Genomic DNA, 25285 nt, shown 5'->3' with positions numbered 1-25285 from the left:
GAATGCCTCGTAAGGGCCCCGCCCCGAAGCGCCCGGTCATCATCGACCCGGTCTACGGCTCTCCTCTGGTGACCAGCCTGATCAACAAGGTGCTGCTGAACGGCAAGCGCTCCACCGCCGAGCGCATCGTCTACGGCGCCATGGAGGGCCTGCGCGAGAAGACCGGCAACGACCCGGTCATCACGCTCAAGCGCGCTCTGGAGAACATCAAGCCGACCCTCGAGGTCAAGTCCCGCCGTGTCGGTGGCGCCACGTACCAGGTTCCGGTCGAGGTCAAGCCCGGCCGTGCCAACACCCTGGCGCTGCGCTGGCTGGTTGGTTACGCCCGCGCCCGTCGCGAGAAGACCATGACCGAGCGTCTGCTCAACGAGCTCCTCGACGCCAGCAACGGCCTCGGCGCCGCTGTGAAGAAGCGCGAGGACACGCACAAGATGGCCGAGTCCAACAAGGCCTTCGCGCACTACCGCTGGTAGTCGCTACCCCATCGAGAACCGAGAGAAGACTGAAGCCTTATGGCTACCACTTCGCTTGACCTGGCCAGGGTGCGCAACATCGGCATCATGGCCCACATCGACGCGGGCAAGACGACCACCACCGAGCGGATCCTGTTCTACACCGGCGTTTCGTACAAGATCGGTGAGGTCCACGACGGCGCTGCCACCATGGACTGGATGGAGCAGGAGCAGGAGCGTGGCATCACGATCACCTCTGCTGCCACCACCTGCCACTGGCCGCTGGACAACGTCGACCACACCATCAACATCATCGACACGCCGGGCCACGTCGACTTCACCGTCGAGGTGGAGCGCTCCCTGCGCGTGCTCGACGGTGCCGTGACGGTGTTCGACGGCGTTGCCGGCGTCGAGCCGCAGTCCGAGACGGTGTGGCGTCAGGCGGACCGCTACGGCGTTCCGCGCATCTGCTTCGTCAACAAGCTCGACCGCACCGGTGCGGAGTTCCACCGCTGCGTCGACATGATCAGCGACCGTCTGGGCGCGCAGCCGCTCGTCATGCAGCTGCCGATCGGTGCCGAGGCCGACTTCAAGGGCGTTGTGGACCTGGTCCGCATGAAGGCCCTGGTCTGGTCCGCGGAGGCGACCAAGGGCGAGATGTACGACGTCGTCGACATCCCGGCCACGCACACCGAGGCCGCCGAGGAGTGGCGCGGCAAGCTGCTCGAGGCCGTCGCCGAGAACGACGAGGAGATGATGGAGCTGTACCTCGAGGGCGAGGAGCCCACCGAGGAGCAGCTCTACGCGGCGATCCGCCGTATCACCATCGCCTCCGGCAAGGGCCAGGGCACCACGGTGACCCCGGTCTTCTGCGGCACCGCCTTCAAGAACAAGGGTGTCCAGCCGCTGCTCGACGCGGTCGTGCGCTACCTGCCCTCCCCCGTTGACATCGAGGCCATCGAGGGCCACGCGGTCAACGACCCGGAGGAGGTCATCAAGCGCAAGCCGTCCGACGAGGAGCCGCTGTCGGCGCTGGCGTTCAAGATCATGAGCGACCCGCACCTCGGCAAGCTCACCTTCGTCCGCGTGTACTCCGGCCGCCTGGAGTCCGGCACCGCCGTGCTGAACTCCGTCAAGGGCAAGAAGGAGCGCATCGGCAAGATCTACCGCATGCACGCCAACAAGCGTGAGGAGATCGAGTCGGTGGGCGCCGGCGACATCGTCGCGGTCATGGGTCTGAAGCAGACCACGACCGGCGAGACGCTCTGCGACGACAAGGCCCCGGTCATCCTGGAGTCCATGGACTTCCCGGCGCCGGTCATCCAGGTCGCCATCGAGCCGAAGTCGAAGGGCGACCAGGAGAAGCTGGGCGTCGCGATCCAGCGCCTGGCCGAGGAGGACCCGTCCTTCCAGGTCCACTCGGACGAGGAGACCGGCCAGACCATCATCGGCGGCATGGGCGAGCTGCACCTCGAGGTGCTCGTCGACCGTATGCGCCGTGAGTTCAAGGTCGAGGCCAACGTCGGCAAGCCGCAGGTCGCGTACCGCGAGACGATCCGCAAGTCGGTCGAGAAGGTCGAGTACACCCACAAGAAGCAGACTGGTGGTACCGGCCAGTTCGGCCGGGTCATCATCTCGGTCGAGCCGATCGAGAGCGGCGACGCCTCGTACGAGTTCGTCAACCAGGTCACCGGTGGTCGTATCCCGAAGGAGTACATCCCTTCGGTCGACGCCGGCTGCCAGGAGGCCATGCAGTTCGGCATCCTCGCCGGTTACGAGATGACCGGTGTGCGTGTGACGCTGCTCGACGGTGCCTACCACGAGGTGGACTCCTCCGAGCTCGCCTTCAAGATCGCCGGTTCGCAGGCCTTCAAGGAGGCCGCGCGCAAGGCTTCTCCCGTGCTGCTCGAGCCGATGATGGCCGTCGAGGTCACCACGCCCGAGGACTACATGGGTGAGGTCATCGGCGACATCAACTCCCGCCGTGGCCAGATCCAGGCCATGGAGGAGCGGGCCGGTGCCCGCGTCGTGAAGGGTCTCGTGCCCCTTTCGGAGATGTTCGGTTACGTCGGCGACCTGCGCAGCAAGACGTCCGGCCGCGCCAGCTACTCCATGCAGTTCGACTCCTACGCCGAGGTTCCGCGGAACGTCGCCGAGGAGATCATCGCGAAGGCCAAGGGCGAGTAACGGAGCCCGTCTCCACGCCGTAGGCTTGACTCCGGAGCCTCGTGGGGCAAACAGCCGCAATCGCGGACGTTTGCCCCCGGGATCCGGGCCATCCAGCAAAGATCACCTGGCGCCGATGAAGTAAGGCGTACAGAACCACTCCACAGGAGGACCCCAGTGGCGAAGGCGAAGTTCGAGCGGACTAAGCCGCACGTCAACATCGGCACCATCGGTCACATCGACCACGGTAAGACGACCCTCACGGCCGCCATTACCAAGGTGCTGCACGACGCGTACCCGGACCTGAACGAGGCCACCCCGTTCGACAACATCGACAAGGCGCCCGAGGAGCGTCAGCGCGGTATCACCATCTCCATCGCGCACGTCGAGTACCAGACCGAGGCGCGTCACTACGCCCACGTCGACTGCCCGGGTCACGCGGACTACATCAAGAACATGATCACGGGTGCGGCGCAGATGGACGGCGCCATCCTCGTGGTCGCCGCCACCGACGGCCCGATGCCGCAGACCAAGGAGCACGTGCTCCTGGCCCGCCAGGTCGGCGTTCCGTACATCGTCGTCGCCCTGAACAAGACCGACATGGTGGACGACGCGGAGATCCTGGAGCTCGTCGAGCTCGAGGTGCGTGAGCTCCTCTCCGAGTACGAGTTCCCGGGCGACGACCTCCCGGTCGTTCAGGTCTCCGCCCTGAAGGCCCTTGAGGGCGACGAGAAGTGGACCCAGTCGATCCTCGACCTGATGAAGGCCGTCGACGAGTCCATCCCGGAGCCGGAGCGCGACGTCGACAAGCCGTTCCTCATGCCGATCGAGGACGTCTTCACCATCACCGGTCGCGGTACGGTCGTCACCGGCCGTATCGAGCGCGGTGTCCTCAAGGTGAACGAGGAAGTCGAGATCATCGGCATCAAGGAGCAGAAGACCAAGACCACGGTTACGGGCATCGAGATGTTCCGTAAGCTGCTGGACGAGGGTCAGGCCGGTGAGAACGTCGGTCTGCTGCTCCGCGGTATCAAGCGCGAGGACGTCGAGCGCGGCCAGGTCATCATCAAGCCGGGCTCGGTCACCCCGCACACCGAGTTCGAGGCCCAGGCCTACATCCTGTCGAAGGACGAGGGTGGCCGCCACACGCCGTTCTTCAACAACTACCGCCCGCAGTTCTACTTCCGTACGACGGACGTGACCGGCGTCGTGACCCTCCCCGAGGGCACCGAGATGGTCATGCCGGGTGACAACACCGAGATGAAGGTGGAGCTCATCCAGCCCGTCGCCATGGAGGAGGGCCTGAAGTTCGCCATCCGTGAGGGTGGCCGGACCGTGGGCGCCGGCCAGGTCACCAAGATCACCAAGTGATCTGACCTGGGCTGAGCCTCAAGGGGCTTGAAGAGGCCCGTACGACTTCGGTCGTGCGGGCCTCTTCGCTGTTCCGGGGTGCTGCGTCAGACGCGGCGCACCGTGTGCAGGGTCCGGGCGTACGTGCCCGTGCCGTCCAGCAGTGACGGGCCGCCCAGGTCGGACAGGGTGGGGCCGTTGACGGTCTTGCGGCTGGAGAGGAAGCGGCGCCGGCCCGACGCGTCCGTGCCGAGGTGGATGCCCACGTGGTCCACCGTGGGGGCCGGGTTGTCGTCGCCCGAGTCGGCGTTGAAGAAGACGAGGTCGCCGGGCTGGAGCTGGGAAGCCGTGGGCGGGGTCGTGCCGTCGGTCCGGGCTATGAGGACGCCTGGTGCGTGCTCGGCCATGTGGCGCGACGTGCGCGGGAGCCGCGTCCCTGACGTGTCCTCGCCCGCCGCCAGCGGGACGCCCAGGTGGTAGCCGTACACCATGCGCGTGTAGCCCGAGCAGTCCAGGTTGCCCGCCTGCTTGCTGGACGGGCCCCGGTAGGTGCCGTCGGGGAAGGTCCAGCCGGTGTTCATGTACTCGTGGAAGTCGGCACCCTCGTAGCGGTAGCCCTGCGGGTCCAGGTAGCCGTAGCCCGCCTCGCCGAGGACCTGTCTGCCCTTCGCCGGGCCGGAACCGCTGGCCACCCCGGGGGCGCCGGCGAGGAACATCGCCGCGTACGCGAGCACGTCCGGTGCGGTGGAGCCGGACCAGCCGCGGATCGTCTGTTCGAGGTCCGGTGTCCAGGTGCCGTCGAAGGGCTCGGGCAGCACCCGGACCCAGTCGCCGTGCGTCACGCTCGGCGGTGCCGCCCAGGTGGCGGCGTCCACCTGGAAGCGGCTCACCAGGAGCCTGACCGGCAGGTTGGTGCACCCGTCGTTGGCGAGGGCGCGCAGGCCCACCCGGCCCTTGGCGAAGGTCGCGTCGGTGACGTCGGCCGCCCAGGCCGGCGGTTCCGCGGCCGACGCAGCCCACGCCTTGACCCGGATGCGGCCGCCCTCGCGCCGTACCCGGACCGTCCAGTCGGTGCCCGCGGGCACGCCCGTGGCCAGGGTGATCGCCGGGACCAGCTGGGTCACCGCGTCGGCGACCTCCTTCTCCACCCGCAGCTCCACCGCGCCGGAGGTGAGGAAGGACAGCCGGGCCCGGTAGTGGTTGCGGGTGCCCTGCTCGGGCTGGTAACCGAAGATCAGCGCGTACGAACAGGCCTGGCCGGTGGGCACCTTGTCGAAGCGGGCGACCGCGCGCACGTCCACGTCCGTGATCTCGTCGTCCCGCAGGGTGGCGTGGCGGCCGGCGTGGTCGGTGGTGAGGGTGATGACGCCGGTGCCCGGGGTCACCGAGAAGTCGGTGCCGGCCGGGCCCAGGGTGGACCAGCTGCCGCCGCCCGGGGAGCTGCCCCAGTACACGCGGTCCGCCTCCGGCAGCGCGAGGTCGGGCAGGGTGCGGCGGAAGTCGTCCACGAAGGGCTTCTTGTCCTCGGTGAACGTCCGCTCCGGCCCGGGCAGGAGAACCGTCCGGGCCCCGTGCGTCAGCAGCGCGACACGCCTGCCGCCGGAGGTCACCTCGGTGCGGGCCGGTGTGCCCGGCAGCACGGTCGTGGTGAGCGGCGTGGTCAGGGTCAGCTGGTGGAAGTACGCGGCGTTCAGTGGCGACAGCGTCACACGGGAGCGGGGTGACGTCAGGCCGGTCGCGGTGAAGGGGGCGGTGGCCGCCTCGGTCTCGGCGGCGGCACCGGCCTCGACGGCGGCCCCGGTCGTGGTCGTGCTGGTGGCGTGGGCCGGGGCGGCCGTCAGGCCGCCGAGCGGAAGGGCCGCGGCCGAGGCCGCGAAGGCGCTGAGGACACGGCGGCGTGTGGTGTCGGTCATGCGGACCATGATTCGGCGGTACGGCGGTCTGGGCCACGCCTTTTGGCCGGTGCCCCGGGCGCCCGGCTGGGGGTGCGCGGAACCGAGCGTGGCCCAGACCGTGCCGCGGGACGGCAGAAGGTCAGCCGACCGTCCACTTCTGCTGGGGTGCGCCGGTGCACGTCCAGATCTGCAGCGGGGTGCCGTCGGCCGAGGAACCGCCCTTGGCGTCCAGGCACTTGTCCGCGCCGACGTTGACGAGGTCGCGCGCGGCGGTGTGGACCCACTGCTGGGCCTTGGTCCCGTTGCAGGTGTAGAGCTGGACCGCGGCTCCGTCGGCGGTGGACCCGCCGCGCACGTCGAGGCACTTGCCGAGGGCGCGTACGGTGCCGTCGCCGGCCAGCGTCCACTTCTGGGCGTCCACGCCGGTGCAGTCGTGCAGCTGGATGGGCGTCCCGTCGGCCGTCGAGGCGCCGGCGACATCGGCGCACATGCCGCCGATGCCCTTGATGGCGCCGGTGGTGCCGCCGGAGCCCCCGCCCGAGCCGCCGGAGGTCGAGACGCGGACGTAGTCCACGGTCATCGTCTGCGGGAACCGGGTGTTCCCGTCCGGGCTGCCGGGCCAGTTGCCGCCGACGGCGAGGTTGAGGATCAGGAAGAACGGGTGGTCGTAGACCCACTTCCTGCCGCCCAGGTCGGCCGGGGTGCGGGTCTGGTAGGTCTGCCCGTCGACGGACCACGTGATCTTCTCGGGGCTCCAGTCCACGGCGAAGACGTGGAAGTCGTCGGCGAAGGCCCGGCCGCCGGAGAGCGTGTACGCCGCGCCGATACCGCCGCCGCCGGAGTAGCCGGGGCCGTGCAGGGTGCCGTGGACGACGCCGGGCTCGTACCCGACGTTCTCCATGATGTCGATCTCGCCGCTGTTCGGCCATCCGACGCTGCCCAGGTCGTTCCCGAGCATCCAGAACGCGGGCCACATGCCTTGGCCCCGCGGCACCTTGATGCGGGCCTCGAAGTGGCCGTAGGCCTGCGTGAACGTCCTGGCGGTGTTGAGCCGGGCGGAGGTGTACTGGCAGGTGCCGTACCAGCACCGCAGCCCGGGGTCGGTGTTCTTGCGGGCGGTGATGACGAGGTTGCCGTTGCCGTCCAGGGCAACGTTGTCTCTGCTGTTCGTGTAGTACTGCAGTTCGTTGTTGCCGTTGCCGGTGCCGCCGGTCTCCACGGTCCACTTGGCCGGGTCCGGCGCGCTGCCGGCGGCACCGTTGAACTCGTCCGACCAGGTCTGGGCGGCGGGCACGGCGTCGGCCCGGCCGGCGGACGGGCCGGCCGTGGTCAGGGCGAACGCGGCGGCGACGGAGGCGCAGACCAGCGGGACGAGCCCGCCGAGCGTCCACCGGCGTGCGCGATGAGCAGCCATGGCTGAACACACCTTGTCTTGTGGGGGAAGGGCCGATCCTGTCGGCCGTGGACGGATGCTACGGACGGTTCACCAGGCAACCAACTGCCCGAATGATCCCCCAACTGCCGCTGACCTGCGGAAAGTTGGAGGGATGCATGCTCGCAAAGGACCGCTTATAGCCTGCTTAACGCGGCGTTAAGGGTGGCCGCCAGCCGTGCCGGGGCTGGAGTGGGCAGGCTTCGGCGAGAGGTCGAGTTCGGCCCAGACCGTCTTGCGGGGCGGCAGGCCCTCGCTGGTGCCCCAGCGGTCGGCGAGGGCGTCGACCAGGAGCAGACCGCGCCCCGACTCGGCGTCCGGAGCGGGGAGTTGGGCTGTGGGCAGGCGGTCGGCGCGGGTGTCGGTCACCTCGATGCGGAGGGTGCCGGCGACGACGTACAGCAGGATCCGGAAGTCCCGGCCCGGGACGCGGCCGTGCGTGGCCGCGTTGGTGGCCAGTTCGGCGACGACCTGCCGGGCCGGGTCCAGCGGGAGCCCCCAGGAGCGCAGTTGCTCGGTGGCGAGCAGGCGGGCGAGGCGGGCGCCGCGCGGGGTGGGGGAGAGCTGGAGGCTGAAGCTGCGGACGGGCGAGGTGACTTCGGGGGATTTCTGCATCACGTCACTCAGCGTGGCGGGGTGCGCCTACTGTGGATAGTCACTCAGCGCGTGCGTACGGTGACTGTCCGCTGCTTGTCCGGTGCTGTCCGGGCTGTCGGGACGGGGCGTACGGGTAGGCGTCGCTGCACGGTGCGGTCGTACGACGGAGGGGTGCGGATGTCGGTCGAGGCAGTGTCGGTCGCGGCAGAGGCGGGACGGCTCAGGTGCGAGGCGGACGAGCCGGGCTGGGAGGTGGACCCGGACGACGAGTGGGGAGTCGCCGTCATCACCACGGTCGGCAGGCAGCTGAAGCTGCGGCGCGAGGCGGCGGGGATGCGGGCCGCGGAGTTCGGCGCGGCCGTCGGGTACGGCGAGGACATGGTCTACAAGATCGAGGGTGGGAAGCGGATTCCTCGGCAGGAGTATCTGGTCGCGGCGGATGAGGTGTTGGGGGCCGGGGGGGCTGGTTGCGGCGGCTTGGGAGGATGTGAAGAAGGTCCGGTATCCGAAGAGGGTTCGGGAGCTGGCGAAGCTGGAGGCGCAGGCAGTCGAGATCGGGGTGTACGAGTGCAACATCATCGCCGGGCTGTTGCAGACCTCGGACCACGCCCGCGCGGTCATCGGGGCAGCGCAGCCGCCGTACTCGCTGGACGACGTGGAACGCATGGTGGCGGCTCGTCTTGCGCGGCAGTCGGTCTTTGCACGAGATCCGGCACCTGCCCTCAGCTTCGTCCTGGAAGAGGGGGCCCTGCGGCGTCCGATCGGGGGCACAATGGTGTGGCGTCAGCAGCTCGAACGACTGCTGGAGGTGGGGCGGTTGCACAACGTCGTGCTTCAGGTGATGCCGATGTACTGCGACACCCACTCCGGTTTGGACGGACGGATCGAGCTACTGAAGTTCGCTGACGGTACGGCGGTGGGCCGCTCCGACGGTGCCTTCAACGGTCGACCGACCTCTGACCCCAAGCAGCTCCGCATCCTTGAACTGCGCTATGGCACCATCCGGGCTCAGGTCGCTCTCGCCCAGGGAGTCGCTGGCCTTCATCGAGCAACTGCTGGGAGAAACATGATCCGCAAGTCCACTGCCGGGGACGCCTCCGAGCTGGCGTGGTTCAAAAGCAGCTACAGCGGCGGCAACGACGGCAACTCCTGCGTAGAGATCGCCATAGCCCCCCACACCATCCACGTCCGCGACTCCAAGCACACCCAGGGCCCGCGACTGGCCCTGACGCCGGAGGCCTGGGCGGACTTCGTCAGCGGCCTCTGCGAGTGACGCCCCCACTCCCACATGCTCAACCGTTTGGTGAGTCACGGAGGCACCTCCTAACGTCCGTCGCGAACAGCCGCCGACTCGCCTCCAGGGGGATTCATGCGCATCCACCACCTCAACTGTGGCTCCCTCCGCACGATTTCACCACTGCGCGGAGCACCGGCGGCGGAGGCCCCGGACCAGGCGCGGGCCGCTGTCTGCCACTGCCTGCTCATCGAGACGGACGCGGACGGGCTGGTCCTGGTGGACACCGGCCTCGGCACCGCCGACGTACGCGACCCTGAACGCTCGCTGGGCGCGGACTGGGTGGCGTACGCCCGACCCGCGCTGGACCCCGAGGAGACCGCGCTGCGCCAGGTCGTCCGCCTCGGGTACGCGCCCGAGGACGTACGGCACATCGTGCTGACCCACCTGCATCGCGATCACACCGGAGGGCTGCCCGACTTCCCTCACGCGCAGGTGCATGTGCACCCCGACGAATACCGGGCCGTCACCGACCCCGTGGCGGCACACCACCGGCACAGCCTCGACCGCTTCATGCGGGCCCACCGGGCGCACCACCCGCTGCTGACACCGGCACCCGTGCAGGAGGGCACCGAGTGGTTCGGCGTCCCTGGTCCGGCGCGGCCGAAGGGCCTGGCGTGCGAGCTGCTGCTGGTGCCGTTGCCCGGCCACTCGGCGGGACACGCGGGTGTCGCCGTACGTGACGACGGCGGGCGGTGGCTGCTGCACGCGGGTGACGCGTACATGTACCACGGCGAGCTCGCGCACACCCCGCCCCTTTCCCACCCGTTCCTCGACCCGGTCCAGCACGGAGCCCAGACCGATGCCGAGGCCCGCGTGTCGACCCGCGACCGACTGCGGGACCTCAGCCGTGACCGCGCGGACGAGGTCGTCGTCTTCAGCGCTCACGACCCGTGGGAGTTCGCTCGCCTGGCCCGTCCTCTCAGTCGGCGGTGACACTGGGGCATGACCTCAGACGCAGCCCCGCTACGTCGACTGCGCCGACGAGCGATGGGAGGAGAACGCCGCCTTCATCGCCATGGCCAGAGAGGCGGTGCCGCTGCTCGTCGCCGAGGGCAGGGCGGCTGCGGGGGCTGCTCGCCCAAGGCGCGTGCGCTGCCGCGGGGGAGGGGGCCGGCCCGGTGCGGTCGGCCCCCTCACCGCGTCACCCGCCGAACGTCACCACCAGGCGGCCGTCCGAGGCGAAGGACCAGCGCAGGGCGCCCGCGTACGAGGTGCAGCGGGAGCCGTTGGAGCCCGTCCAGAACTGGTTGGTGCTGTCGGCGGTGCCGATGATCCGGTCGTTGGTGCCGCTGCCGCTGCGGCAGGAGGTGTTGTTCTTGAACACCGACGTACCGGCGTCGAAGTTGAAGTTGCGCTGGGCGTTGTCGATGCTGACGTTGTCCGAGATCGTCATCGAGCCGGGGTTGCTGTTGTAGGTGAACCCGTGCTTGCCGTTCTTGTAGGCGATGCTGCGCCGGACGACGTGGTTGACGGGGATGTCCTCGCCGCCGAGCTTGTAGCCGTTGCGGTCGCCGTTGCCGGCCTGGGAGCCGTCGGTGAGGGTGCCGTTGGCGTAGGCGAGGGAGTCCTCGATGGTGACCGGGCCGATCGCACCCGTGTCCGACTTGGTGTACAGGTCCCAGCCGTCGTCGATGTTGTGGTGGGAGACGGCGTACCGGAAGACGTTGCCCGGGCCGGCGGTGAGCTTCGCGGCGAAGCCGTCGGCGTCCTCGCCGTCGGAGTCGGCGTTGTCGTGCGACTCGGCGCTGAGGATCAGGTTGTTGGACGGCCACTGGTCCTTGGGGGTCGTGGAGGCCGTCCGCCCGAGCTGGAGGCCGGTGTCCCGGTTGAAGCGGGTGACCGTGCGCTCGAGGATGTTGTTGCTGCCGCCGACGAAGATGCCGTTGTCGCCGGCGCGTTCGACGACGATGCCCTTGACGTGCCAGTAGGAGCCGTTGACGGCGAGGCCGCGGTTGGCCGGGTCCTCGGTCTGCGCGGAGAAGTTCAGGACCGGGGTCTCGCCCGGGTAGGCGGCCAGGGTCTTGCGGGCGCTTGAGGTGCCGCTGTTGGTCGGGGCGATGGTGACCGTCTGGGAGTAGCGGTACGTGCCGCCGCGCAGGTAGATGGTGCCGCCCGGTGCGACGCGGGTGAGCGCAGAGGTGAGCGTGGTGGGGCTGGACTCCGTACCGGGGGCGCTGTCGGTGCCGTTGGGGGAGACGTACAGGGTGCCGCTGGTGGTGGGCGGCGGGGTGGTCGTGTCGCCGGTCTCGACCTCGACGTAGTCGATGTTGGGCAGGCCGGCGGAGGTGGTCGGGCTGAGGCGGACGGTGTTGCTGCCCGACTTCAGCGACACGGTGAGGGTCTTGGTGACCCAGGTGCTCCAGGCGCCGGTGGCCTCGAAGGACGCGGACGCGGCGGTCGAGCCGTTGACGACGACGTCCGCGGGGCGGGCGGTGGTGCCGCCGTTGGCGAAGCGGACGCGCAGGGTGGCGGTGCCCGCGGCGGGGGCGTTGACGGTGAACTGGGCGTAGCCGCTTGTGGAGTTGGTGCCGTTGCAGAAGCCGCTGCCGGAGTAGCCGGACCAGTCGGATTCGATGGCGCCGGTGCAGATGGCGGGCGAGGTCTCGGCTTCGTACCGGGTGGTGGTGGCGGCGTGTGCCGTGGTGCCGGACAGTGCGACGAGCGTGCCGGTGAGCAGGCCGGCGCAGGCGATGACGGGGCTGACGGTCCTGACGTGTCTCCGTTGCATCGTTCGTCTCCAGGTGGCTCGTCTGGATGGGGCTCGGTTCAACCCCTGGGATGAGAAAGCGCTTTCTGGGACGTTAAGAGGGTGTTGCGGGCACGTCAATAGACGGCTACTTGATTCTTATTCACGCTCATGAACAGACAGGGCTGCCCGGCGAGGGTGACCCGTGCGATGCGACCATGTGTGCGCACAAGCAATCGGCGATCGAGCGAACGAGCGGAACGGGGAGGCCGGCGTCATGGCCCGCTACATGGAGGCGCTGACCGTCGAACGGGGCGGTTTCCGGATCAAGGTGCCGGAGTCCTGGTGGGAGTTCGACGTACGGCCCGAGTCGCGGGACGACTCGATCCGCCGCATGGTCGGCGAACGCCTGCGTCAGCGCCCGGAGTTGACGCCGCACCGGGACACGTACATCGAGTTCCTGCGCAAGGCGGCGGCTGATGCGTGGAAGTCGGGCGCGCTGTACTGCGGCTGCATGGCGGAGAACTTCGGCGGGGACACCCCGATCACCGGCTCGGTGACGGTCTCGCTGGTCAGCGGCCGCAACGAGCGCGGCGAGCCGCTCTCCACGGACCCGGCCGTCATCGCCGGGCAGTTGGCCGTCAAGGAGGCGAAGAAGGAGGGCGACTCCTGGCGGAAGGTGACCACGGTCGACATCCCGGGGGTGGGTCCCGCGGCGCGGACCTACGGCATCGAGGACATCCCTGTCCCCGGGGACGCGCTGAACCGCACGGTCCGCGCCGTGCTGATGCAGACGTACATCCCGGTCCCCGAGCAGGAGGGGAAGGTCGCGCTGGTGGCGGGCAGCAGCCAGGTGCTGGACCTCGCGGACTCGTTCTTCGACATCTTCGACGCGATCACGTCGACGTTCCGGTTCACGGGCTGAGCTGTCGGCTTCGCAGCCTGATCTTTCGTCGAACTGACTTGCCCGGTAAGTTCACGTGTGCATACGGCTGTTGATGATGCGTGCGTGACGGGGGACGAGGTATGGCGGGGCACCGGCCGACGGACTGGCATGTCCTGGACCTGGACAAGGACCCGACTCCCGGTGACCCGGACCGGGTCCGCAAACTCGCCAAGACCCTGCACGACTTCGCCGACGACGTGTCCGACGCGCTGCGTCTGGTCAAGGGCATGGCGGACGAGGACACGCTGCTGGAGTGGGCGGGCAAGTCGGCGTCGGTCTTCAAGGAGGAGTTCTCCGGGGTCCCGAAGAACCTCAAGAAGCTGAAGAAGTCGTACGACCTGTGCGGGGACGCGCTCGCGGACTACTGGCCGAAGCTGGAGCGGGCCCAGGCCCTGGCGGACAAGGCGCTGGCCAAGGCACGAGAGGCCAGGGCGGACCTGTCCTCGGCGCAGTCCCGTCTCGCGTCGGCCGACTCCTGGGTCACCCGCGCCACCAAGGAGGCCGACAAGTACAAGGACGACCCGACCGGCAGCAAGTCCGACGCGGACAAGCCGGACGAGGCCAAGGTGCGTGCGGCGACGCGGGATCTGCAGCACGCCAAGTCGGCTCAGTCCAAGGCGCGGTCGGACGTCAGCGACGCGCAGGACGCGCTGGCCGCCGCGAAGAAGATGGCCGAGGACGCGCGCCGGATGCGCGAGGAGGCGGCCCGCGAGGCGAAGCAGAAGATCGACGAGGCCTCCGACGCCGGCATCCAGAACCGGTCGTGGTGGGAGGACATCGGCGACTGGTTCACCGACAACTGGGACACGATCGTCGCGGTGTGCAAGGTCGTCGTGACGGTCGTCGGGATCGTCGCGATGATCATCGGCGGGCCGATCCTGGGGGCGATCGTGCTGATCGCCGCGGCGGTGGTGCTGGCCGACACGATCAACAAATACAGAAAGGGCCAGGCATCCCTATGGGATGTGGCCTTCGCGGCCCTGGACTGCATACCCGGCGGCAAGGGCATCACCACCCTCGGCGGCCTCGCCAAAGGGCTCAAGGCTCTGGGCAAGACGGGCCTGAAGGGCATGGCCCTCGGAGTCAAGGGGCTCGGCAAGAGCACCCGGGCGCTGGGGCGTCAGATGAAGAAGCTCATCACCCGTGGTGACCCCGTCGACATGGCCACTGGCGAGATGGTCATGTCCGCCCTCGACGTCAAGCTGGACGGCATGCTTCCCCTCGTCCTCGAACGGCACTACCGCACCGGCGTACGGAGCGGACGCTTGCTGGGACGGAACTGGACCTCCACCTTGGACCAGCGGTTGCTGCTCGACGCCACGGCCGTGCGGTTCGTTGCGGACGACGGCATGGTCCTCCACTATCCCGTCCCCGGCCCGGACGTCTCAGTGCTGCCGGTGGAGGGCCCAGCGTGGCCGATGAGCTGGGACGGCGCGCCGGACGGCGAGATCACCGTGCACCGCGTCGATACCGGACAGACGCTCCACTTCCGGCGTGTGCCCTGCCGTTCCGCGACCGAGCTTCCGCTTGCAGTGATCAGCGATCGCCATAACAACACCATCACCGTCGAGTACCGAGCCGACGGCTCACCTTCCGCACTGGTTCATCACGGTGGCTACCGCGTCGGTGTGGAGTGCGAGCACGGACGCATGACGGCGTTGACGTTGCTCAGCCATCCGGACCAGCCCGTTCTTGTGCGTTATGCCTACGACACCTGCGGTCGTCTCAGCGCCGTCCAGAACAGCTCCGGGCTGCCGCTGAGGTTCTCCTACGACGACCGGCATCGGATGACCTGCTGGGAGGATCGGAACGGTTACTGGTACCGCTTCCAGTACGACGACGACGACCGCTGCATCGCTGGTCGCGGTGCCGGTGGGCTGCTGGACTACACCTTCCAGTATGACGAGACGTCGCATCACGCGGTCGCTACCGACTCACTCGGCCACGTCACGCGATACCAGTTCAACGACGCGTACCAGCTGGTGGCTGAGACGGACCCGCTCGGACGTACAACGTTCCAGACATGGGATCGGCGCGATCGGCTGCTGTCGCGCACTGATCCATTGGGGCGCACCATCCGCATGGAGTGGGATGACAGCGGCAACCTGACGACCGTCCGGTTGCCCGATGGAACCTCCTCCTCGGCCCGCTACAACGAGCTCAATCTGTTGGTGGAGCTGGTGGATTACGACGGCTCCGTGCTGCGCCAGAAATGGGACGACCATGGAAATTGCGTCTCTTTGACGGCTCCCGACGGTGCTGTCACCGTCTTTGCCCATGACGAGACAGGTGCTTTGACCTCGTTGACGGATCCGACCGGGGCGGAACGGCGCTTCATCAACAACCGTGCGGGGCAGCCGACTTCCGTAAGGGATCCCCTTGGAGCGGTGACGAGCATCACGTACGATCCGTTCGGCCGTGCCATCGCCATCACCGATCCGCTGGGTGCAACAACCCACATGTCCTGGACCGTGGAAGGCTGCATTTCCTCGCGCACCACCCCGGAAGGGGCCACGGAGACCTGGGCCTACGACGGTGAGGGAAACTGCGTTCGTCACACCGACGTCCTGGGCCGGGTGACCAACTTCACGTATGGCGGCTTCGACCTTCTGACTTCCCGTACCACGCCCGACGGGAGTCGCTACAGCTTCACTTACGACGCCGAACTGCGCCCCCTCCAGGTCACCGACCCCCGTGGGCTCACCTGGGACTACGCCTACGACTCGGTCGGCAACCTCGTGGCAGAGACGGACTTCGACGGCCGTACCGTCTCCTATACGTACGACGCGGCGGGTCAGCTGCTCAGCCGTACCAACCCGCTGGGCCAGACCACCACGTTCCTGTACGACGTCGCAGGGAACCAGGTTGCGAAGAGCGTTGAGGGCTGGACAACCGCCTACACGCACGACCAGGCGGGACGCCTCGTTGAGGCCGTGGGCCCCGACGCCACGCTCGTCTATACCTATGACAGGGCCGGCCGTGTCACTTCCGAGGCAATCGACGGGCGTGCCCTCTTGACCGAATACGACGTCTTGAGCCGCCCCGTCCGCCGCGTCACTCCGTCCGGCGCCGTCACGACGTACACGTACGACCCCGCCGGCAACCGCGCAACGCTCACTGCGTCCGGCCGCACGCTCGCCTCCACCTACGACGAGTTGGGCCGCGAAACTGCGCGCCGACTTGCTGCCTCCGGGCTCACCCTGACGCATGCCTGGGACACTGGAGACCGTCTCACAGGCCAGACACTGACCGGTCCCGGATCCCGGGGCATTCTGAAACGTCAGATCTACACCTACCGGGCTGACGGCTACCTGACCGGCCTGGACGACAACATCACCGGGCACCGCAGCGTCGGCCTCGACCCGGTGGGGCGTGTCACAGCCGTGCACGCCGCGGACCACGACGAGTCGTACTCCTACGACAGATCCGGAAACCAGACACACGCATACTGGGCGGACCGGTATCCGGAGCCCCAAGCACGCGGGGACCGGGTTCTTTCGGGCAACCGGGTGGTGAGCGCCGGATCCGTCCACTACGAGTACGACGCCGCGGGTCGGGTGGTTCTCAGGCGCAAGACGCGGCTGTCCCGTAAGCCGGACATCTGGCGCTACACCTGGGACGCCGAGGACCGTCTGACATCGGTGACCACTCCCGAGGGGACCGTGTGGCGGTATCTCTACGACCCCTTGGGACGCCGCACGGCAAAGCAGAGGCTGGCCCCGGACGGGGAGGCAGTCGTCGAGGAGAGCCGCTTCGTCTGGGACGGTGCCCATCTGGTGGAGCAGACGTCATGGCGACAGGACACCCCTGAGGTGAGCACCCTCACCTGGGACCGGGACGGCATGCATCCGCTGGCCCAGACCGAGCGCACAGCGCTGGCACATGCGCCTCAGACAGTCATCGACCAGCGCTTCTTCGCGATCATCACCGACCTGGTCGGCACCCCTACCGAACTCGTGTCGGAATCCGGCGACATCGCCTGGCGCGCCGACACCACACTCTGGGGCCTCACCACCTGGAACACAGACGCCGACGCGTATACGCCGTTGCGCTTCCCAGGCCAGTACCACGACCCGGAAACCGGGCTCCATTACAACCTCTTCCGCCACTACGACCCCGCCACTGCGGCCTACGCGAGTCCCGACCCCCTGGGAATGCAGGCTGGACCCAACGCTCGGCTCTACGTGGTCAATCCCCTGCACTGGGTCGACTATCTGGGGCTTCTGACCTGTCGGCAGAACGCTCGACGGCTGCGCAGGAACATGCGTCTCGAAGGGCGCCCGGTGGGCCGTGGCCAGGCAGCGGCGCACATCGTCCCGTCCGGAGGCACAGCCGGCCACTGGGTACCGGGCGCTCGGAGCCGGGACCTGCTGGACAGGTACGGGGTCGACATCAATGACGCAGCCAACGGGATCCCTCTGGGGCACCCGAGTCCCCACAACTTCACCCATCGCGAGCCGTTCTTGCAGCGCGTCAACCAGCGTCTTGACCGGGTGGTCGAAGACAGGACCGCGAGAGGTTTCGGTGCACGAGCGATCCGCTCCGAACTCCGACGGGAGTTGCGCGCGATCGGCCGTGAGATCGAAGCTGAGCTATCGACCGGCACTCCCTCACCGACCGCCTTCTGGACGGCACCATGACCCGTGATGATCACTTGAAGCCCTTGTCCGTGTACCGTTTGCTGCCGAGCCTCGGCGACTTCCGGACCTTGCTGATGGGTCCGTCACTGAGGAAGATCATTCGCTGGCAGATCAGCGGCTCTCCCGCTGATCTACCGACAGCGCTTACGGCCGAGTGGGACGGCAATCCGCAGCTGCGTGCCACGGAGTTCCCGTCCGGCTACCCAGAAGCACCCGTTCTGAGCCGGCGAATCGCCGATGCGATGCGGGAGGAACTCCTGGCAGCCGGTCGGTTGATCCCGGTACACATTGAGGGGGCTGACGCGGGTGCGTACCTCTGCTACGCCGTGGAGGCAGTAGTCGACTGTGTCGATGTGGCCAGGTCCTCCAGACCAAAGAGGACAACCGGTGAGATCAAGAAGACCGTCTTTAGGGCAGACGCGCTACCAGCGGACCTTCCCGCGTTCCGTGTACCGCAGTTTCCCGGCGGTGTTTATTGGAACGGCTGGGCGGTGGACCGCCTGTGGGATTTCCTTGGTGCTGATCTCGAGGCGAGGCTCGTCTGGTCTGAGGACGCGGCACGTACACCGCACCCCAATCCGTGGGGATTGGCGTGACCAGGCGACCAGATCGAAAGGCGCCTGGTCTGGTCACCCGGCAAGGAACCCATGGACCTACAGGCCATCATCACTGGATGCGGAGCCTGAACCCTGTGCTGTACTCGGCACCAGGACCCGCCTTGGAGTCGGTCACCGCGTCCACGGTGCTGCATGTGAACGACTGACCGTGCGGCACGGCCGGTCCCCGTACCCCGTCGGTGCGCCTGACCTCCTTCAAGAGCCTCACCGACCAGCGGCTGCCCCTCGAGGACCTCACCGTGCTGATCGGGCGCAACGGCAGCGGCAAGTCGAACGCTCTCGATGGACTGATGGTGCTGTCCCGGCTGGCGCTGGGCGAGCCGGTGAGGGACGCGCTGGACGGGCCCCGGAGCGGGGGAGTGGAACCAACCCGGGGAGGTGCGGAAAGGTACGCGCCGTTGGGTGCGGACAGCTTCCGGCTCGGCTGCCGGGTGCGGACCCGAGCGAGCGGTCTTCGACCGCAAGAGGTGGTGTGCCGCTGCGGGCAGCCGATGGATCTGCTTCTGACCGTGGACAGCAGGGAGTGGGATCGTCGTGAGCCGCGGAGGTCGGCTGACGATCTTCCTGTGCCGTTCGGATTGGTCGCACGCGCAGCGGGTCGTGGTCAAAGAGCGACTTCCCCTCTGGTCGTCCAGGCGTTCCTGTTCTCAGTCGGCGCCTCGCAGGCGAACTGTCGGCGGTCGGCAGGCTGGTACCTGTCGACATCAAGAGTGCCGAGGAAGACGAATACTTCCTTTACCTGGTCGAGCAGGTGGTCGACTGCCTAGGCCTGCGTCGGTCGTCGAAGCCGAAGTGCAGCGGCGATCAAGACCCCGTGCCGTCCAATGGAACGGCTGGGCGGCCGACCGGCTCTTGGAGCTCACGGGCGACAAGATCGAGAGGCGTTGTGTCTGGTCAGAGGGTCCGGCGGCGAAGCCGCGACAGACCATGAGCCGCCCTCGGCCCCCCGCCCTGGTTTGATCTACGTCACCCCCGGGGTATTCTCTCCCGCTCGATTGGCATCCGCCCCGCCCCCTATGGCAGACTGTCCGAGTTGCTCGGTCGAGTGTTGATGCTGCGCGCCTCCCGCCGGGAGGACCGGAAGCGAGTCCCACGGTACTCGTCAACCCCGTGTGGGTTGGAAGTACGGGAATCTTCCGGGAAGCGTGGGCGCGGCGCCGGCCAGGCGCCCGGTGGGCGTTTCGCCTCCGGTCCGCGGTTCTGGTAGGGCCGCACCCCCCAGCAGGGATGTTCGAACAAGGGACATCTGTGTCAGCGGGAGTGCGACACGCCCGACCGCGTGGGTCGGAGGAAGTCAAGGGAACACCGGGTTCCAGAGCGTAAAGAGAGACAGGACTACGAAGTAGCCATGGCGGGACAGAAGATCCGCATCCGGCTCAAGGCCTACGACCACGAGGTCATCGACTCCTCGGCGAAGAAGATCGTCGAGACGGTGACCCGTACTGGTGCGTCGGTCGCGGGCCCGGTGCCGCTGCCCACTGAGAAGAACGTGTACTGCGTCATCAAGTCGCCGCACAAGTACAAGGACTCGCGCGAGCACTTCGAGATGCGCACGCACAAGCGCCTGATCGACATCCTCGACCCGACCCCCAAGACCGTTGACTCTCTGATGCGACTCGACCTCCCGGCCGGTGTCGACATCGAGATCAAGCTCTGAGGCCGGTGATCTGAAGAGATGGCTAAGCAGATCAAGGGCATCCTGGGCGAGAAGCTCGGTATGACTCAGGTCTGGGACGAGAACAACCGTGTCGTCCCGGTGACCGTCGTCAAGGCCGGGCCCAACGTCGTCACCCAGGTCCGTACGAACGACGTCGACGGCTACGAGTCCGTCCAGATCGCCTTCGGCGAGATCGACCCGCGCAAGGTGAACAAGCCCCTCAAGGGCCACTTCGCCAAGGCCGACGTCACCCCGCGTCGTCACCTCGTCGAGATCCGCACGTCGGACGCCTCCGAGTACACGCTCGGCCAGGAGATCACCGCCGAGGTGTTCGAGGCCGGCCAGAAGGTCGACGTGACCGGCAAGAGCAAGGGCAAGGGCTTCGCCGGTGTCATGAAGCGCCACAACTTCGGTGGCCTCGGCGCCGGACACGGCACCCAGCGCAAGCACCGCTCTCCCGGTTCCATCGGTGGCTGCGCCACCCCGGGCCGTGTGTTCAAGGGCCTCCGCATGGCGGGTCGCATGGGCAACGAGCGGGTCACCACCCAGAACCTGACCGTCCACGCCGTTGACGCGGAGAAGGGTCTGCTGCTCATCAAGGGCGCGGTTCCCGGTCCGAACGGCGGCCTCGTCCTGGTCCGCACCGCGGCCAAGGGGGCCTGAGGTAACCGATGAGCACTGTTGACATCCTTTCGCCGGCGGGCGACAAGGCCGGTACCGTCGAGCTCCCCGCGGAGATCTTCGGCGTTGAGAAGGTCAGCATCCCGCTGATCCACCAGGTCGTCGTCGCGCAGCTGGCCGCTGCCCGCCAGGGCACCCACAAGACCAAGACCCGCGGTGAAGTCCGTGGTGGCGGCAAGAAGCCGTACCGCCAGAAGGGCACCGGCCGCGCCCGTCAGGGCTCGACCCGCGCGCCGCAGTTCGCCGGTGGTGGCGTCGTGCACGGTCCCGTGCCGCGCGACTACTCGCAGCGGACCCCGAAGAAGATGAAGGCTGCCGCGCTGCGGCACGCCCTCACCGACCGGGCGCGTCACAACCGCATCCACGTCGTCACCGGCGTGGTCGAGGGCGAGACCCCCTCCACGAAGGCCGCGAAGAGCCTGTTCGGCAAGATCAGCGAGCGCAAGAACCTGCTCCTGGTCGTCGACCGCTCCGACGAGGCCGCGTGGCTGTCCGCCCGCAACCTGCCCCAGGTCCACATCCTGGAGCCGGGCCAGCTGAACACGTACGACGTTCTCGTCTCGGACGACGTGGTCTTCACCAAGGCCGCTTTCGAGTCCTTCGTCGCCGGCCCGCAGAAGGCCAACGACAACGAAGGGAGCGAGGACTGATGGCCATCCGTCACCCCGCTATCGCCTCGAAGGCCGCGAAGAAGGCCAAGGAGGCCCGCGTCAAGAAGGCGCGTCGCCACGCCACCGAGGGCAAGAACACCGTCGAGACGCCGCTGAGCAAGTCGTACACGGACCCCCGTGACGTCCTGATCAAGCCGGTCGTCTCCGAGAAGAGCTACGCGCTGCTCGACGAGAACAAGTACACGTTCGTCGTCGACCCGCGGGCCAACAAGACCCAGATCAAGGAGGCCGTCCAGTCGGTCTTCTCGGTCAAGGTCACCGGGGTCAACACGATCAACCGCCAGGGCAAGCGCAAGCGGACCCGCACCGGCTTCGGCCAGCGTGCGTCCACCAAGCGCGCGATCGTGACCCTTGCCGAGGGCGACCGTATCGACATCTTCGGCGGTCCGACCGCGTAAGCGGTCGGGATCGTCCAGATTTCGGAATCACTTCCGAGGACTGAGAGACAATGGGTATCCGCAAGTACAAGCCGACGACTCCTGGCCGTCGTGGCGCCAGCGTCGCCGACTTCGTCGAGGTCACGCGGTCCACGCCGGAGAAGTCGCTGGTCCGTCCCCTGCACAGCAAGGGCGGCCGTAACAATTCCGGTCGTGTGACCGTGCGCCACCAGGGTGGTGGCCACAAGCGCGCCTACCGCGTGATCGACTTCCGTCGTCACGACAAGGACGGCGTGCCGGCGAAGGTCGCGCACATCGAGTACGACCCCAACCGCACCGCGCGCATCGCGCTCCTGCACTACGCGGACGGCGAGAAGCGCTACATCCTCGCGCCGCGTGGCCTGAACCAGGGCGACCGCGTCGAGAACGGTCCCGGGGCCGACATCAAGCCGGGCAACAACCTCGCCCTGCGCAACATCCCGGTCGGTACGACCCTGCACGCCATCGAGCTGCGTCCGGGCGGCGGCGCGAAGTTCGCCCGCTCCGCCGGCGCCTCCGTGCAGCTGCTCGCGAAGGAGGGCGCCTACGCCCACCTGCGCATGCCGTCCGGTGAGATCCGCCTGGTCGACGTCCGCTGCCGCGCCACCGTCGGCGAGGTCGGCAACGCCGAGCAGAGCAACATCAACTGGGGCAAGGCCGGCCGTAAGCGCTGGCTGGGCGTCCGCCCGACCGTGCGTGGTGTGGTCATGAACCCGGTGGACCACCCGCACGGTGGTGGTGAGGGCCGGACCTCCGGTGGTCGCCACCCTGTGTCCCCGTGGGGCAAGAAGGAAGGCCGTACTCGTTCGCCCAAGAAGGCGTCGAACAAGTACATCGTCCGCCGCCGCAAGACGAACAAGAAGCGCTAAGGACGGGTTGAGATGCCTCGTAGCTTGAAGAAGGGGCCCTTCGTCGACGACCACCTGATGAAGAAGGTGGACGCCCAGAACGAAGCCGGCACCAAGAACGTCATCAAGACCTGGTCCCGCCGCTCGATGATCGTCCCGGCCATGCTCGGTCACACGATCGCGGTGCACAACGGCAAGACCCACGTCCCGGTGTTCGTCACCGAGTCGATGGTCGGCCACAAGCTCGGCGAGTTCTCGCCGACCCGCACCTTCCGGGGCCACGTCAAGGAAGACCGGAAGTCGAAGCGCCGCTAGGCGCGGATCGCACCAGACAGTAAGTAACTGAAGGGACAACCATGGAAGCCAGGGCCCAGGCGCGGTACATCCGCGTCACGCCCATGAAGGCCCGCCGCGTGGTGGACCTCATCCGTGGCATGAACGCCACGGAGGCCCAGGCCGTCCTGCGATTCGCTCCGCAGGCTGCCTCGGTTCCGGTTGGCAAGGTGCTCGACAGCGCCATCGCCAACGCCGCGCACAACTACGACCACACCGACGTCGACAGCCTCTACATCTCCGAGGCCTACGTCGACGAGGGCCCGACCCTGAAGCGGTTCCGGCCGCGCGCCCAGGGCCGTGCCTACCGGATCCGCAAGCGGACCAGCCACATCACCGTGGTCGTCAGCAGCAAGGAAGGAACCCGGTAATGGGCCAGAAGGTAAACCCGCACGGGTTCCGGCTCGGTGTCACCACCGACTTCAAGTCGCGCTGGTACGCCGACAAGCTCTACAAGGACTACGTCAAGGAAGACGTCGCCATCCGTCGGATGATGACGTCCGGCATGGAGCGCGCCGGCATCTCCAAGGTGGAGATCGAGCGCACCCGTGACCGCGTCCGCGTCGACATCCACACCGCGCGTCCGGGCATCGTCATCGGCCGCCGTGGCGCCGAGGCCGACCGCATCCGCGGCGACCTCGAGAAGCTCACGGGCAAGCAGGTCCAGCTGAACATCCTCGAGGTCAAGAACCCCGAGACCGACGCTCAGCTCGTGGCCCAGGCCGTTGCCGAGCAGCTGTCCAGCCGCGTCTCCTTCCGCCGCGCCATGCGCAAGAGCATGCAGTCGGCGATGAAGGCGGGCGCCAAGGGCATCAAGATCCAGTGCGGTGGCCGCCTCGGCGGCGCCGAGATGTCCCGCTCGGAGTTCTACCGCGAGGGCCGCGTGCCCCTGCACACGCTCCGCGCGAACGTGGACTACGGCTTCTTCGAGGCCAAGACGACCTTCGGCCGCATCGGCGTGAAGGTCTGGATCTACAAGGGCGACGTCAAGAACATCGCCGAGGTCCGCGCCGAGAACGCCGCCGCCCGTGCGGGCAACCGCCCGGCCCGCGGTGGCGCCGGCGACCGCCCGGCCCGTGGTGGCCGTGGTGGCGAGCGGCGCGGTCGCAAGCCGCAGCAGGCCGCTGGTGCCGAGGCCCCCAAGGCCGAGGCTCCCGCGTCCGCCGCTCCGGCTGAGAGCACCGGAACGGAGGCCTGACCACCATGCTGATCCCCCGTAGGGTCAAGCACCGCAAGCAGCACCACCCGAAGCGCAACGGCATGTCCAAGGGTGGCACGCAGGTTGCGTTCGGCGAGTACGGCATCCAGGCGCTGACCCCGGCCTACGTCACGAACCGCCAGATCGAGGCGGCTCGTATCGCCATGACCCGTCACATCAAGCGTGGCGGCAAGGTCTGGATCAACATCTACCCGGACCGCCCGCTCACGAAGAAGCCGGCCGAGACCCGCATGGGTTCCGGTAAGGGTTCTCCGGAGTGGTGGGTCGCCAACGTCAAGCCCGGACGCGTCATGTTCGAGCTGTCGTACCCCAACGAGAAGATCGCCCGTGAGGCGCTGACGCGTGCGGCCCACAAGCTGCCGATGAAGTGCCGGATCGTCAAGCGCGAGGCAGGTGAAGCGTGATGTCGGCCGGTACCAAGGCGTCCGAGCTGCGCGAGCTGGGCAACGAGGAGCTTCTGGAGAAGCTCCGCGAGGCCAAGGAAGAGCTGTTCAACCTCCGTTTCCAGGCGGCGACGGGCCAGCTCGAGAACCACGGCCGTCTGAAGGCGGTCCGCAAGGACATCGCCCGGATCTACACCCTCATGCGTGAGCGTGAGCTCGGCATCGAGCAGGTGGAGAACGCCTGATGAGCGAGAACAACGTGACTGACCAGCAGAAGACCGAACGCGGCTTCCGTAAGACCCGTGAGGGCTACGTCGTCAGCGACAAGATGGACAAGACCGTCGTCGTCGCCGTCGAGGACCGCGTCAAGCACGCGCTGTACGGCAAGGTCATCCGCCGTACCAACAAGCTCAAGGCGCACGACGAGCAGAACGCCGCGGGTGTCGGCGACCGCGTCCTCCTGATGGAGACCCGGCCGCTGTCCGCGACCAAGCGCTGGCGCGTCGTCGAGATCCTCGAGAAGGCCAAGTAATTCCTGCGGGGCAAACCCGCAGGTCAGTTCCGCCAGGCTCCGGGGGACCGTTCGGTGAACGGCCCCCGGGGAACCGGCAGACGATCAGGAGATAGACGTGATCCAGCAGGAGTCGCGACTGCGTGTCGCCGACAACACGGGTGCGAAGGAGATTCTCTGCATCCGTGTGCTCGGTGGCTCCGGTCGCCGCTACGCGGGTATCGGTGACGTCATCGTCGCCACCGTCAAGGACGCGATCCCCGGTGGCAACGTGAAGAAGGGTGACGTCGTCAAGGCGGTCATCGTTCGCACCGTGAAGGAGCGCCGCCGTCCGGACGGCTCGTACATCCGCTTCGACGAGAACGCCGCGGTCATTCTGAAGAACGACGGCGACCCTCGCGGCACCCGTATCTTCGGCCCCGTGGGCCGTGAGCTGCGCGAGAAGAAGTTCATGAAGATCATCTCCCTCGCGCCGGAGGTGCTGTGAG

General features: G+C 67.9%; 25 protein-coding genes and 1 pseudogene. 22 read left to right on the top strand and 4 right to left on the bottom strand.

Features of this window, described 5'->3' with window-relative positions; translation table 11 throughout:
- The first annotated feature begins 2 nt into the window (after positions 1-2).
- From rpsG to tuf, 3 genes are all read left to right on the top strand, one after another.
- Positions 3-473 (top strand): 30S ribosomal protein S7, encoded by a 471-nt coding sequence (rpsG, locus tag AB0K80_RS22075; RefSeq protein ID WP_355890504.1) that lies wholly within the window; start codon positions 3-5, stop codon positions 471-473.
- A 39-nt stretch (positions 474-512) separates the two neighbouring features.
- Positions 513-2639 carry an elongation factor G gene (gene fusA / locus AB0K80_RS22070; RefSeq protein ID WP_365672143.1) on the top strand — a complete coding sequence of 709 codons (2127 nt, stop codon included), beginning with the start codon at positions 513-515 and terminating at the stop codon, positions 2637-2639.
- Between the two features lie 156 nt (positions 2640-2795).
- Complete coding sequence (tuf, locus tag AB0K80_RS22065; RefSeq protein WP_365672141.1) at positions 2796-3989, top strand: elongation factor Tu; 1194 nt, start codon at positions 2796-2798, stop codon at positions 3987-3989.
- A gap of 86 nt (positions 3990-4075) precedes the next feature.
- On the opposite strand, the gene AB0K80_RS22060 is transcribed toward tuf, so the two are convergent.
- The 3 genes from AB0K80_RS22060 to AB0K80_RS22050 all read right to left on the bottom strand — a co-directional run bounded on the left by AB0K80_RS22060 (position 4076) and on the right by AB0K80_RS22050 (position 7913).
- The gene (locus tag AB0K80_RS22060; protein WP_365672139.1) at positions 4076-5881 is read right to left on the bottom strand and encodes an NlpC/P60 family protein; all 1806 of its coding nucleotides are present in this window, start codon (positions 5879-5881) and stop codon (positions 4076-4078) included.
- A gap of 121 nt (positions 5882-6002) precedes the next feature.
- The gene (locus AB0K80_RS22055) at positions 6003-7277 is read right to left on the bottom strand and encodes a family 16 glycosylhydrolase (protein WP_365672137.1); all 1275 of its coding nucleotides are present in this window, start codon (positions 7275-7277) and stop codon (positions 6003-6005) included.
- A 177-nt stretch (positions 7278-7454) separates the two neighbouring features.
- The gene (locus AB0K80_RS22050) at positions 7455-7913 is read right to left on the bottom strand and encodes an ATP-binding protein (protein ID WP_365672135.1); all 459 of its coding nucleotides are present in this window, start codon (positions 7911-7913) and stop codon (positions 7455-7457) included.
- A 156-nt stretch (positions 7914-8069) separates the two neighbouring features.
- On the opposite strand from AB0K80_RS22050, the pseudogene AB0K80_RS22045 reads away from it, so the two are divergent.
- The 3 genes and pseudogenes from AB0K80_RS22045 to AB0K80_RS22035 all read left to right on the top strand — a co-directional run bounded on the left by AB0K80_RS22045 (position 8070) and on the right by AB0K80_RS22035 (position 10122).
- Positions 8070-8962: pseudogene (locus AB0K80_RS22045) on the top strand (helix-turn-helix transcriptional regulator).
- Positions 8959-9165 (top strand): DUF397 domain-containing protein, encoded by a 207-nt coding sequence (locus AB0K80_RS22040; protein WP_365672133.1) that lies wholly within the window; start codon positions 8959-8961, stop codon positions 9163-9165. The pseudogene AB0K80_RS22045 and the gene AB0K80_RS22040 overlap by 4 nt, the downstream one beginning before the upstream one ends.
- Positions 9166-9261: 96 nt before the next feature.
- A complete protein-coding gene (locus AB0K80_RS22035) occupies positions 9262-10122 on the top strand; it encodes an MBL fold metallo-hydrolase (protein WP_365672131.1) in 861 nt (286 codons plus the stop codon).
- Positions 10123-10330: 208 nt separating this feature from the next.
- On the opposite strand, the gene AB0K80_RS22030 is transcribed toward AB0K80_RS22035, so the two are convergent.
- Positions 10331-11917: a carbohydrate-binding protein gene (locus tag AB0K80_RS22030; protein WP_365672129.1), complete on the bottom strand. Its 1587-nt coding sequence runs from the start codon at positions 11915-11917 to the stop codon at positions 10331-10333.
- A 235-nt stretch (positions 11918-12152) separates the two neighbouring features.
- Here AB0K80_RS22030 and AB0K80_RS22025 point away from each other — a divergent pair, with 235 nt between their 5' ends.
- From AB0K80_RS22025 to rplN, 16 genes are all read left to right on the top strand, one after another.
- Positions 12153-12800: a hypothetical protein gene (locus tag AB0K80_RS22025; RefSeq protein ID WP_365672127.1), complete on the top strand. Its 648-nt coding sequence runs from the start codon at positions 12153-12155 to the stop codon at positions 12798-12800.
- Between the two features lie 101 nt (positions 12801-12901).
- Positions 12902-17461 carry a DUF6531 domain-containing protein gene (locus AB0K80_RS22020; RefSeq protein ID WP_365672125.1) on the top strand — a complete coding sequence of 1520 codons (4560 nt, stop codon included), beginning with the start codon at positions 12902-12904 and terminating at the stop codon, positions 17459-17461.
- Positions 17458-18057, top strand: coding sequence for a hypothetical protein (locus tag AB0K80_RS22015; protein ID WP_365672122.1), 600 nt, complete (start codon positions 17458-17460; stop codon positions 18055-18057). The genes AB0K80_RS22020 and AB0K80_RS22015 overlap by 4 nt, the downstream gene beginning before the upstream one ends.
- 200 nt (positions 18058-18257) lie before the next feature.
- Positions 18258-18845: an AAA family ATPase gene (locus AB0K80_RS22010; protein WP_365672120.1), complete on the top strand. Its 588-nt coding sequence runs from the start codon at positions 18258-18260 to the stop codon at positions 18843-18845.
- Positions 18846-19426: 581 nt separating this feature from the next.
- The gene (gene rpsJ / locus AB0K80_RS22005; RefSeq protein ID WP_003948644.1) at positions 19427-19735 is read left to right on the top strand and encodes a 30S ribosomal protein S10; all 309 of its coding nucleotides are present in this window, start codon (positions 19427-19429) and stop codon (positions 19733-19735) included.
- Positions 19736-19753: 18 nt separating this feature from the next.
- On the top strand, positions 19754-20398 hold the full coding sequence (gene rplC, locus AB0K80_RS22000) for a 50S ribosomal protein L3 (protein ID WP_365672118.1): 645 nt from the start codon (positions 19754-19756) through the stop codon (positions 20396-20398).
- A gap of 8 nt (positions 20399-20406) precedes the next feature.
- Positions 20407-21066, top strand: a complete 660-nt coding sequence (rplD, locus tag AB0K80_RS21995) for a 50S ribosomal protein L4 (RefSeq protein ID WP_365672116.1) — start codon at positions 20407-20409, stop codon at positions 21064-21066.
- Positions 21066-21485 (top strand): 50S ribosomal protein L23, encoded by a 420-nt coding sequence (gene rplW / locus AB0K80_RS21990; RefSeq protein ID WP_365672114.1) that lies wholly within the window; start codon positions 21066-21068, stop codon positions 21483-21485. The genes rplD and rplW overlap by 1 nt, the downstream gene beginning before the upstream one ends.
- 50 nt (positions 21486-21535) lie before the next feature.
- Positions 21536-22372 carry a 50S ribosomal protein L2 gene (gene rplB / locus AB0K80_RS21985; protein WP_365672112.1) on the top strand — a complete coding sequence of 279 codons (837 nt, stop codon included), beginning with the start codon at positions 21536-21538 and terminating at the stop codon, positions 22370-22372.
- A gap of 12 nt (positions 22373-22384) precedes the next feature.
- A complete protein-coding gene (gene rpsS, locus AB0K80_RS21980) occupies positions 22385-22666 on the top strand; it encodes a 30S ribosomal protein S19 (protein WP_247461288.1) in 282 nt (93 codons plus the stop codon).
- 41 nt (positions 22667-22707) lie between these two features.
- The gene (rplV, locus tag AB0K80_RS21975; protein WP_184818458.1) at positions 22708-23055 is read left to right on the top strand and encodes a 50S ribosomal protein L22; all 348 of its coding nucleotides are present in this window, start codon (positions 22708-22710) and stop codon (positions 23053-23055) included.
- Entirely contained in the window at positions 23055-23882 is an 828-nt protein-coding gene (gene rpsC, locus AB0K80_RS21970) for a 30S ribosomal protein S3 (RefSeq protein WP_069779214.1), read from the top strand. Before rplV ends, rpsC begins: the two co-directional genes overlap by 1 nt.
- A 5-nt stretch (positions 23883-23887) precedes the next feature.
- A complete protein-coding gene (rplP, locus tag AB0K80_RS21965; protein ID WP_029380975.1) occupies positions 23888-24307 on the top strand; it encodes a 50S ribosomal protein L16 in 420 nt (139 codons plus the stop codon).
- Positions 24307-24531: a 50S ribosomal protein L29 gene (gene rpmC / locus AB0K80_RS21960; RefSeq protein ID WP_365672109.1), complete on the top strand. Its 225-nt coding sequence runs from the start codon at positions 24307-24309 to the stop codon at positions 24529-24531. Before rplP ends, rpmC begins: the two co-directional genes overlap by 1 nt.
- The gene (gene rpsQ, locus AB0K80_RS21955; protein WP_365672107.1) at positions 24531-24818 is read left to right on the top strand and encodes a 30S ribosomal protein S17; all 288 of its coding nucleotides are present in this window, start codon (positions 24531-24533) and stop codon (positions 24816-24818) included. The genes rpmC and rpsQ overlap by 1 nt, the downstream gene beginning before the upstream one ends.
- Before the next feature lie 97 nt (positions 24819-24915).
- The gene (rplN, locus tag AB0K80_RS21950; protein WP_003998823.1) at positions 24916-25284 is read left to right on the top strand and encodes a 50S ribosomal protein L14; all 369 of its coding nucleotides are present in this window, start codon (positions 24916-24918) and stop codon (positions 25282-25284) included.
- The last annotated feature ends 1 nt before the right edge of the window (position 25285 follow it).

Origin of the sequence: Streptomyces sp. NPDC052682, assembly GCF_040678435.1 — a bacterium.
Classification (GTDB): Bacteria; Actinomycetota; Actinomycetes; order Streptomycetales; family Streptomycetaceae; genus Streptomyces.
The sequence above is the reverse complement of the archived record's forward strand: the minus strand, read 5'-3'. Positions and strand labels throughout refer to the sequence as shown.

Excerpts from the sequence above, each read along its gene's own strand:
- rpsG (WP_355890504.1), top strand. The coding sequence starts at position 3 with ATGCCTCGTAAGGGCCCCGCCCCGAAGCGCCCGGTCATCATCGACCCG.
- fusA (WP_365672143.1), top strand. The coding sequence starts at position 513 with ATGGCTACCACTTCGCTTGACCTGGCCAGGGTGCGCAACATCGGCATC.
- AB0K80_RS22060 (WP_365672139.1), bottom strand. The coding sequence starts at position 5,881 with ATGACCGACACCACACGCCGCCGTGTCCTCAGCGCCTTCGCGGCCTCG.
- AB0K80_RS22055 (WP_365672137.1), bottom strand. The coding sequence starts at position 7,277 with ATGGCTGCTCATCGCGCACGCCGGTGGACGCTCGGCGGGCTCGTCCCG.
- AB0K80_RS22040 (WP_365672133.1), top strand. The coding sequence starts at position 8,959 with ATGATCCGCAAGTCCACTGCCGGGGACGCCTCCGAGCTGGCGTGGTTC.
- AB0K80_RS22035 (WP_365672131.1), top strand. The coding sequence starts at position 9,262 with ATGCGCATCCACCACCTCAACTGTGGCTCCCTCCGCACGATTTCACCA.
- AB0K80_RS22030 (WP_365672129.1), bottom strand. The coding sequence starts at position 11,917 with ATGCAACGGAGACACGTCAGGACCGTCAGCCCCGTCATCGCCTGCGCC.
- AB0K80_RS22025 (WP_365672127.1), top strand. The coding sequence starts at position 12,153 with ATGGCCCGCTACATGGAGGCGCTGACCGTCGAACGGGGCGGTTTCCGG.
- AB0K80_RS22020 (WP_365672125.1), top strand. The coding sequence starts at position 12,902 with ATGGCGGGGCACCGGCCGACGGACTGGCATGTCCTGGACCTGGACAAG.
- AB0K80_RS22015 (WP_365672122.1), top strand. The coding sequence starts at position 17,458 with ATGACCCGTGATGATCACTTGAAGCCCTTGTCCGTGTACCGTTTGCTG.
- rpsJ (WP_003948644.1), top strand. The coding sequence starts at position 19,427 with ATGGCGGGACAGAAGATCCGCATCCGGCTCAAGGCCTACGACCACGAG.
- rplC (WP_365672118.1), top strand. The coding sequence starts at position 19,754 with ATGGCTAAGCAGATCAAGGGCATCCTGGGCGAGAAGCTCGGTATGACT.
- rplD (WP_365672116.1), top strand. The coding sequence starts at position 20,407 with ATGAGCACTGTTGACATCCTTTCGCCGGCGGGCGACAAGGCCGGTACC.
- rplW (WP_365672114.1), top strand. The coding sequence starts at position 21,066 with ATGGCCATCCGTCACCCCGCTATCGCCTCGAAGGCCGCGAAGAAGGCC.
- rplB (WP_365672112.1), top strand. The coding sequence starts at position 21,536 with ATGGGTATCCGCAAGTACAAGCCGACGACTCCTGGCCGTCGTGGCGCC.
- rpsS (WP_247461288.1), top strand. The coding sequence starts at position 22,385 with ATGCCTCGTAGCTTGAAGAAGGGGCCCTTCGTCGACGACCACCTGATG.
- rplV (WP_184818458.1), top strand. The coding sequence starts at position 22,708 with ATGGAAGCCAGGGCCCAGGCGCGGTACATCCGCGTCACGCCCATGAAG.
- rpsC (WP_069779214.1), top strand. The coding sequence starts at position 23,055 with ATGGGCCAGAAGGTAAACCCGCACGGGTTCCGGCTCGGTGTCACCACC.
- rplP (WP_029380975.1), top strand. The coding sequence starts at position 23,888 with ATGCTGATCCCCCGTAGGGTCAAGCACCGCAAGCAGCACCACCCGAAG.
- rpmC (WP_365672109.1), top strand. The coding sequence starts at position 24,307 with ATGTCGGCCGGTACCAAGGCGTCCGAGCTGCGCGAGCTGGGCAACGAG.
- rpsQ (WP_365672107.1), top strand. The coding sequence starts at position 24,531 with ATGAGCGAGAACAACGTGACTGACCAGCAGAAGACCGAACGCGGCTTC.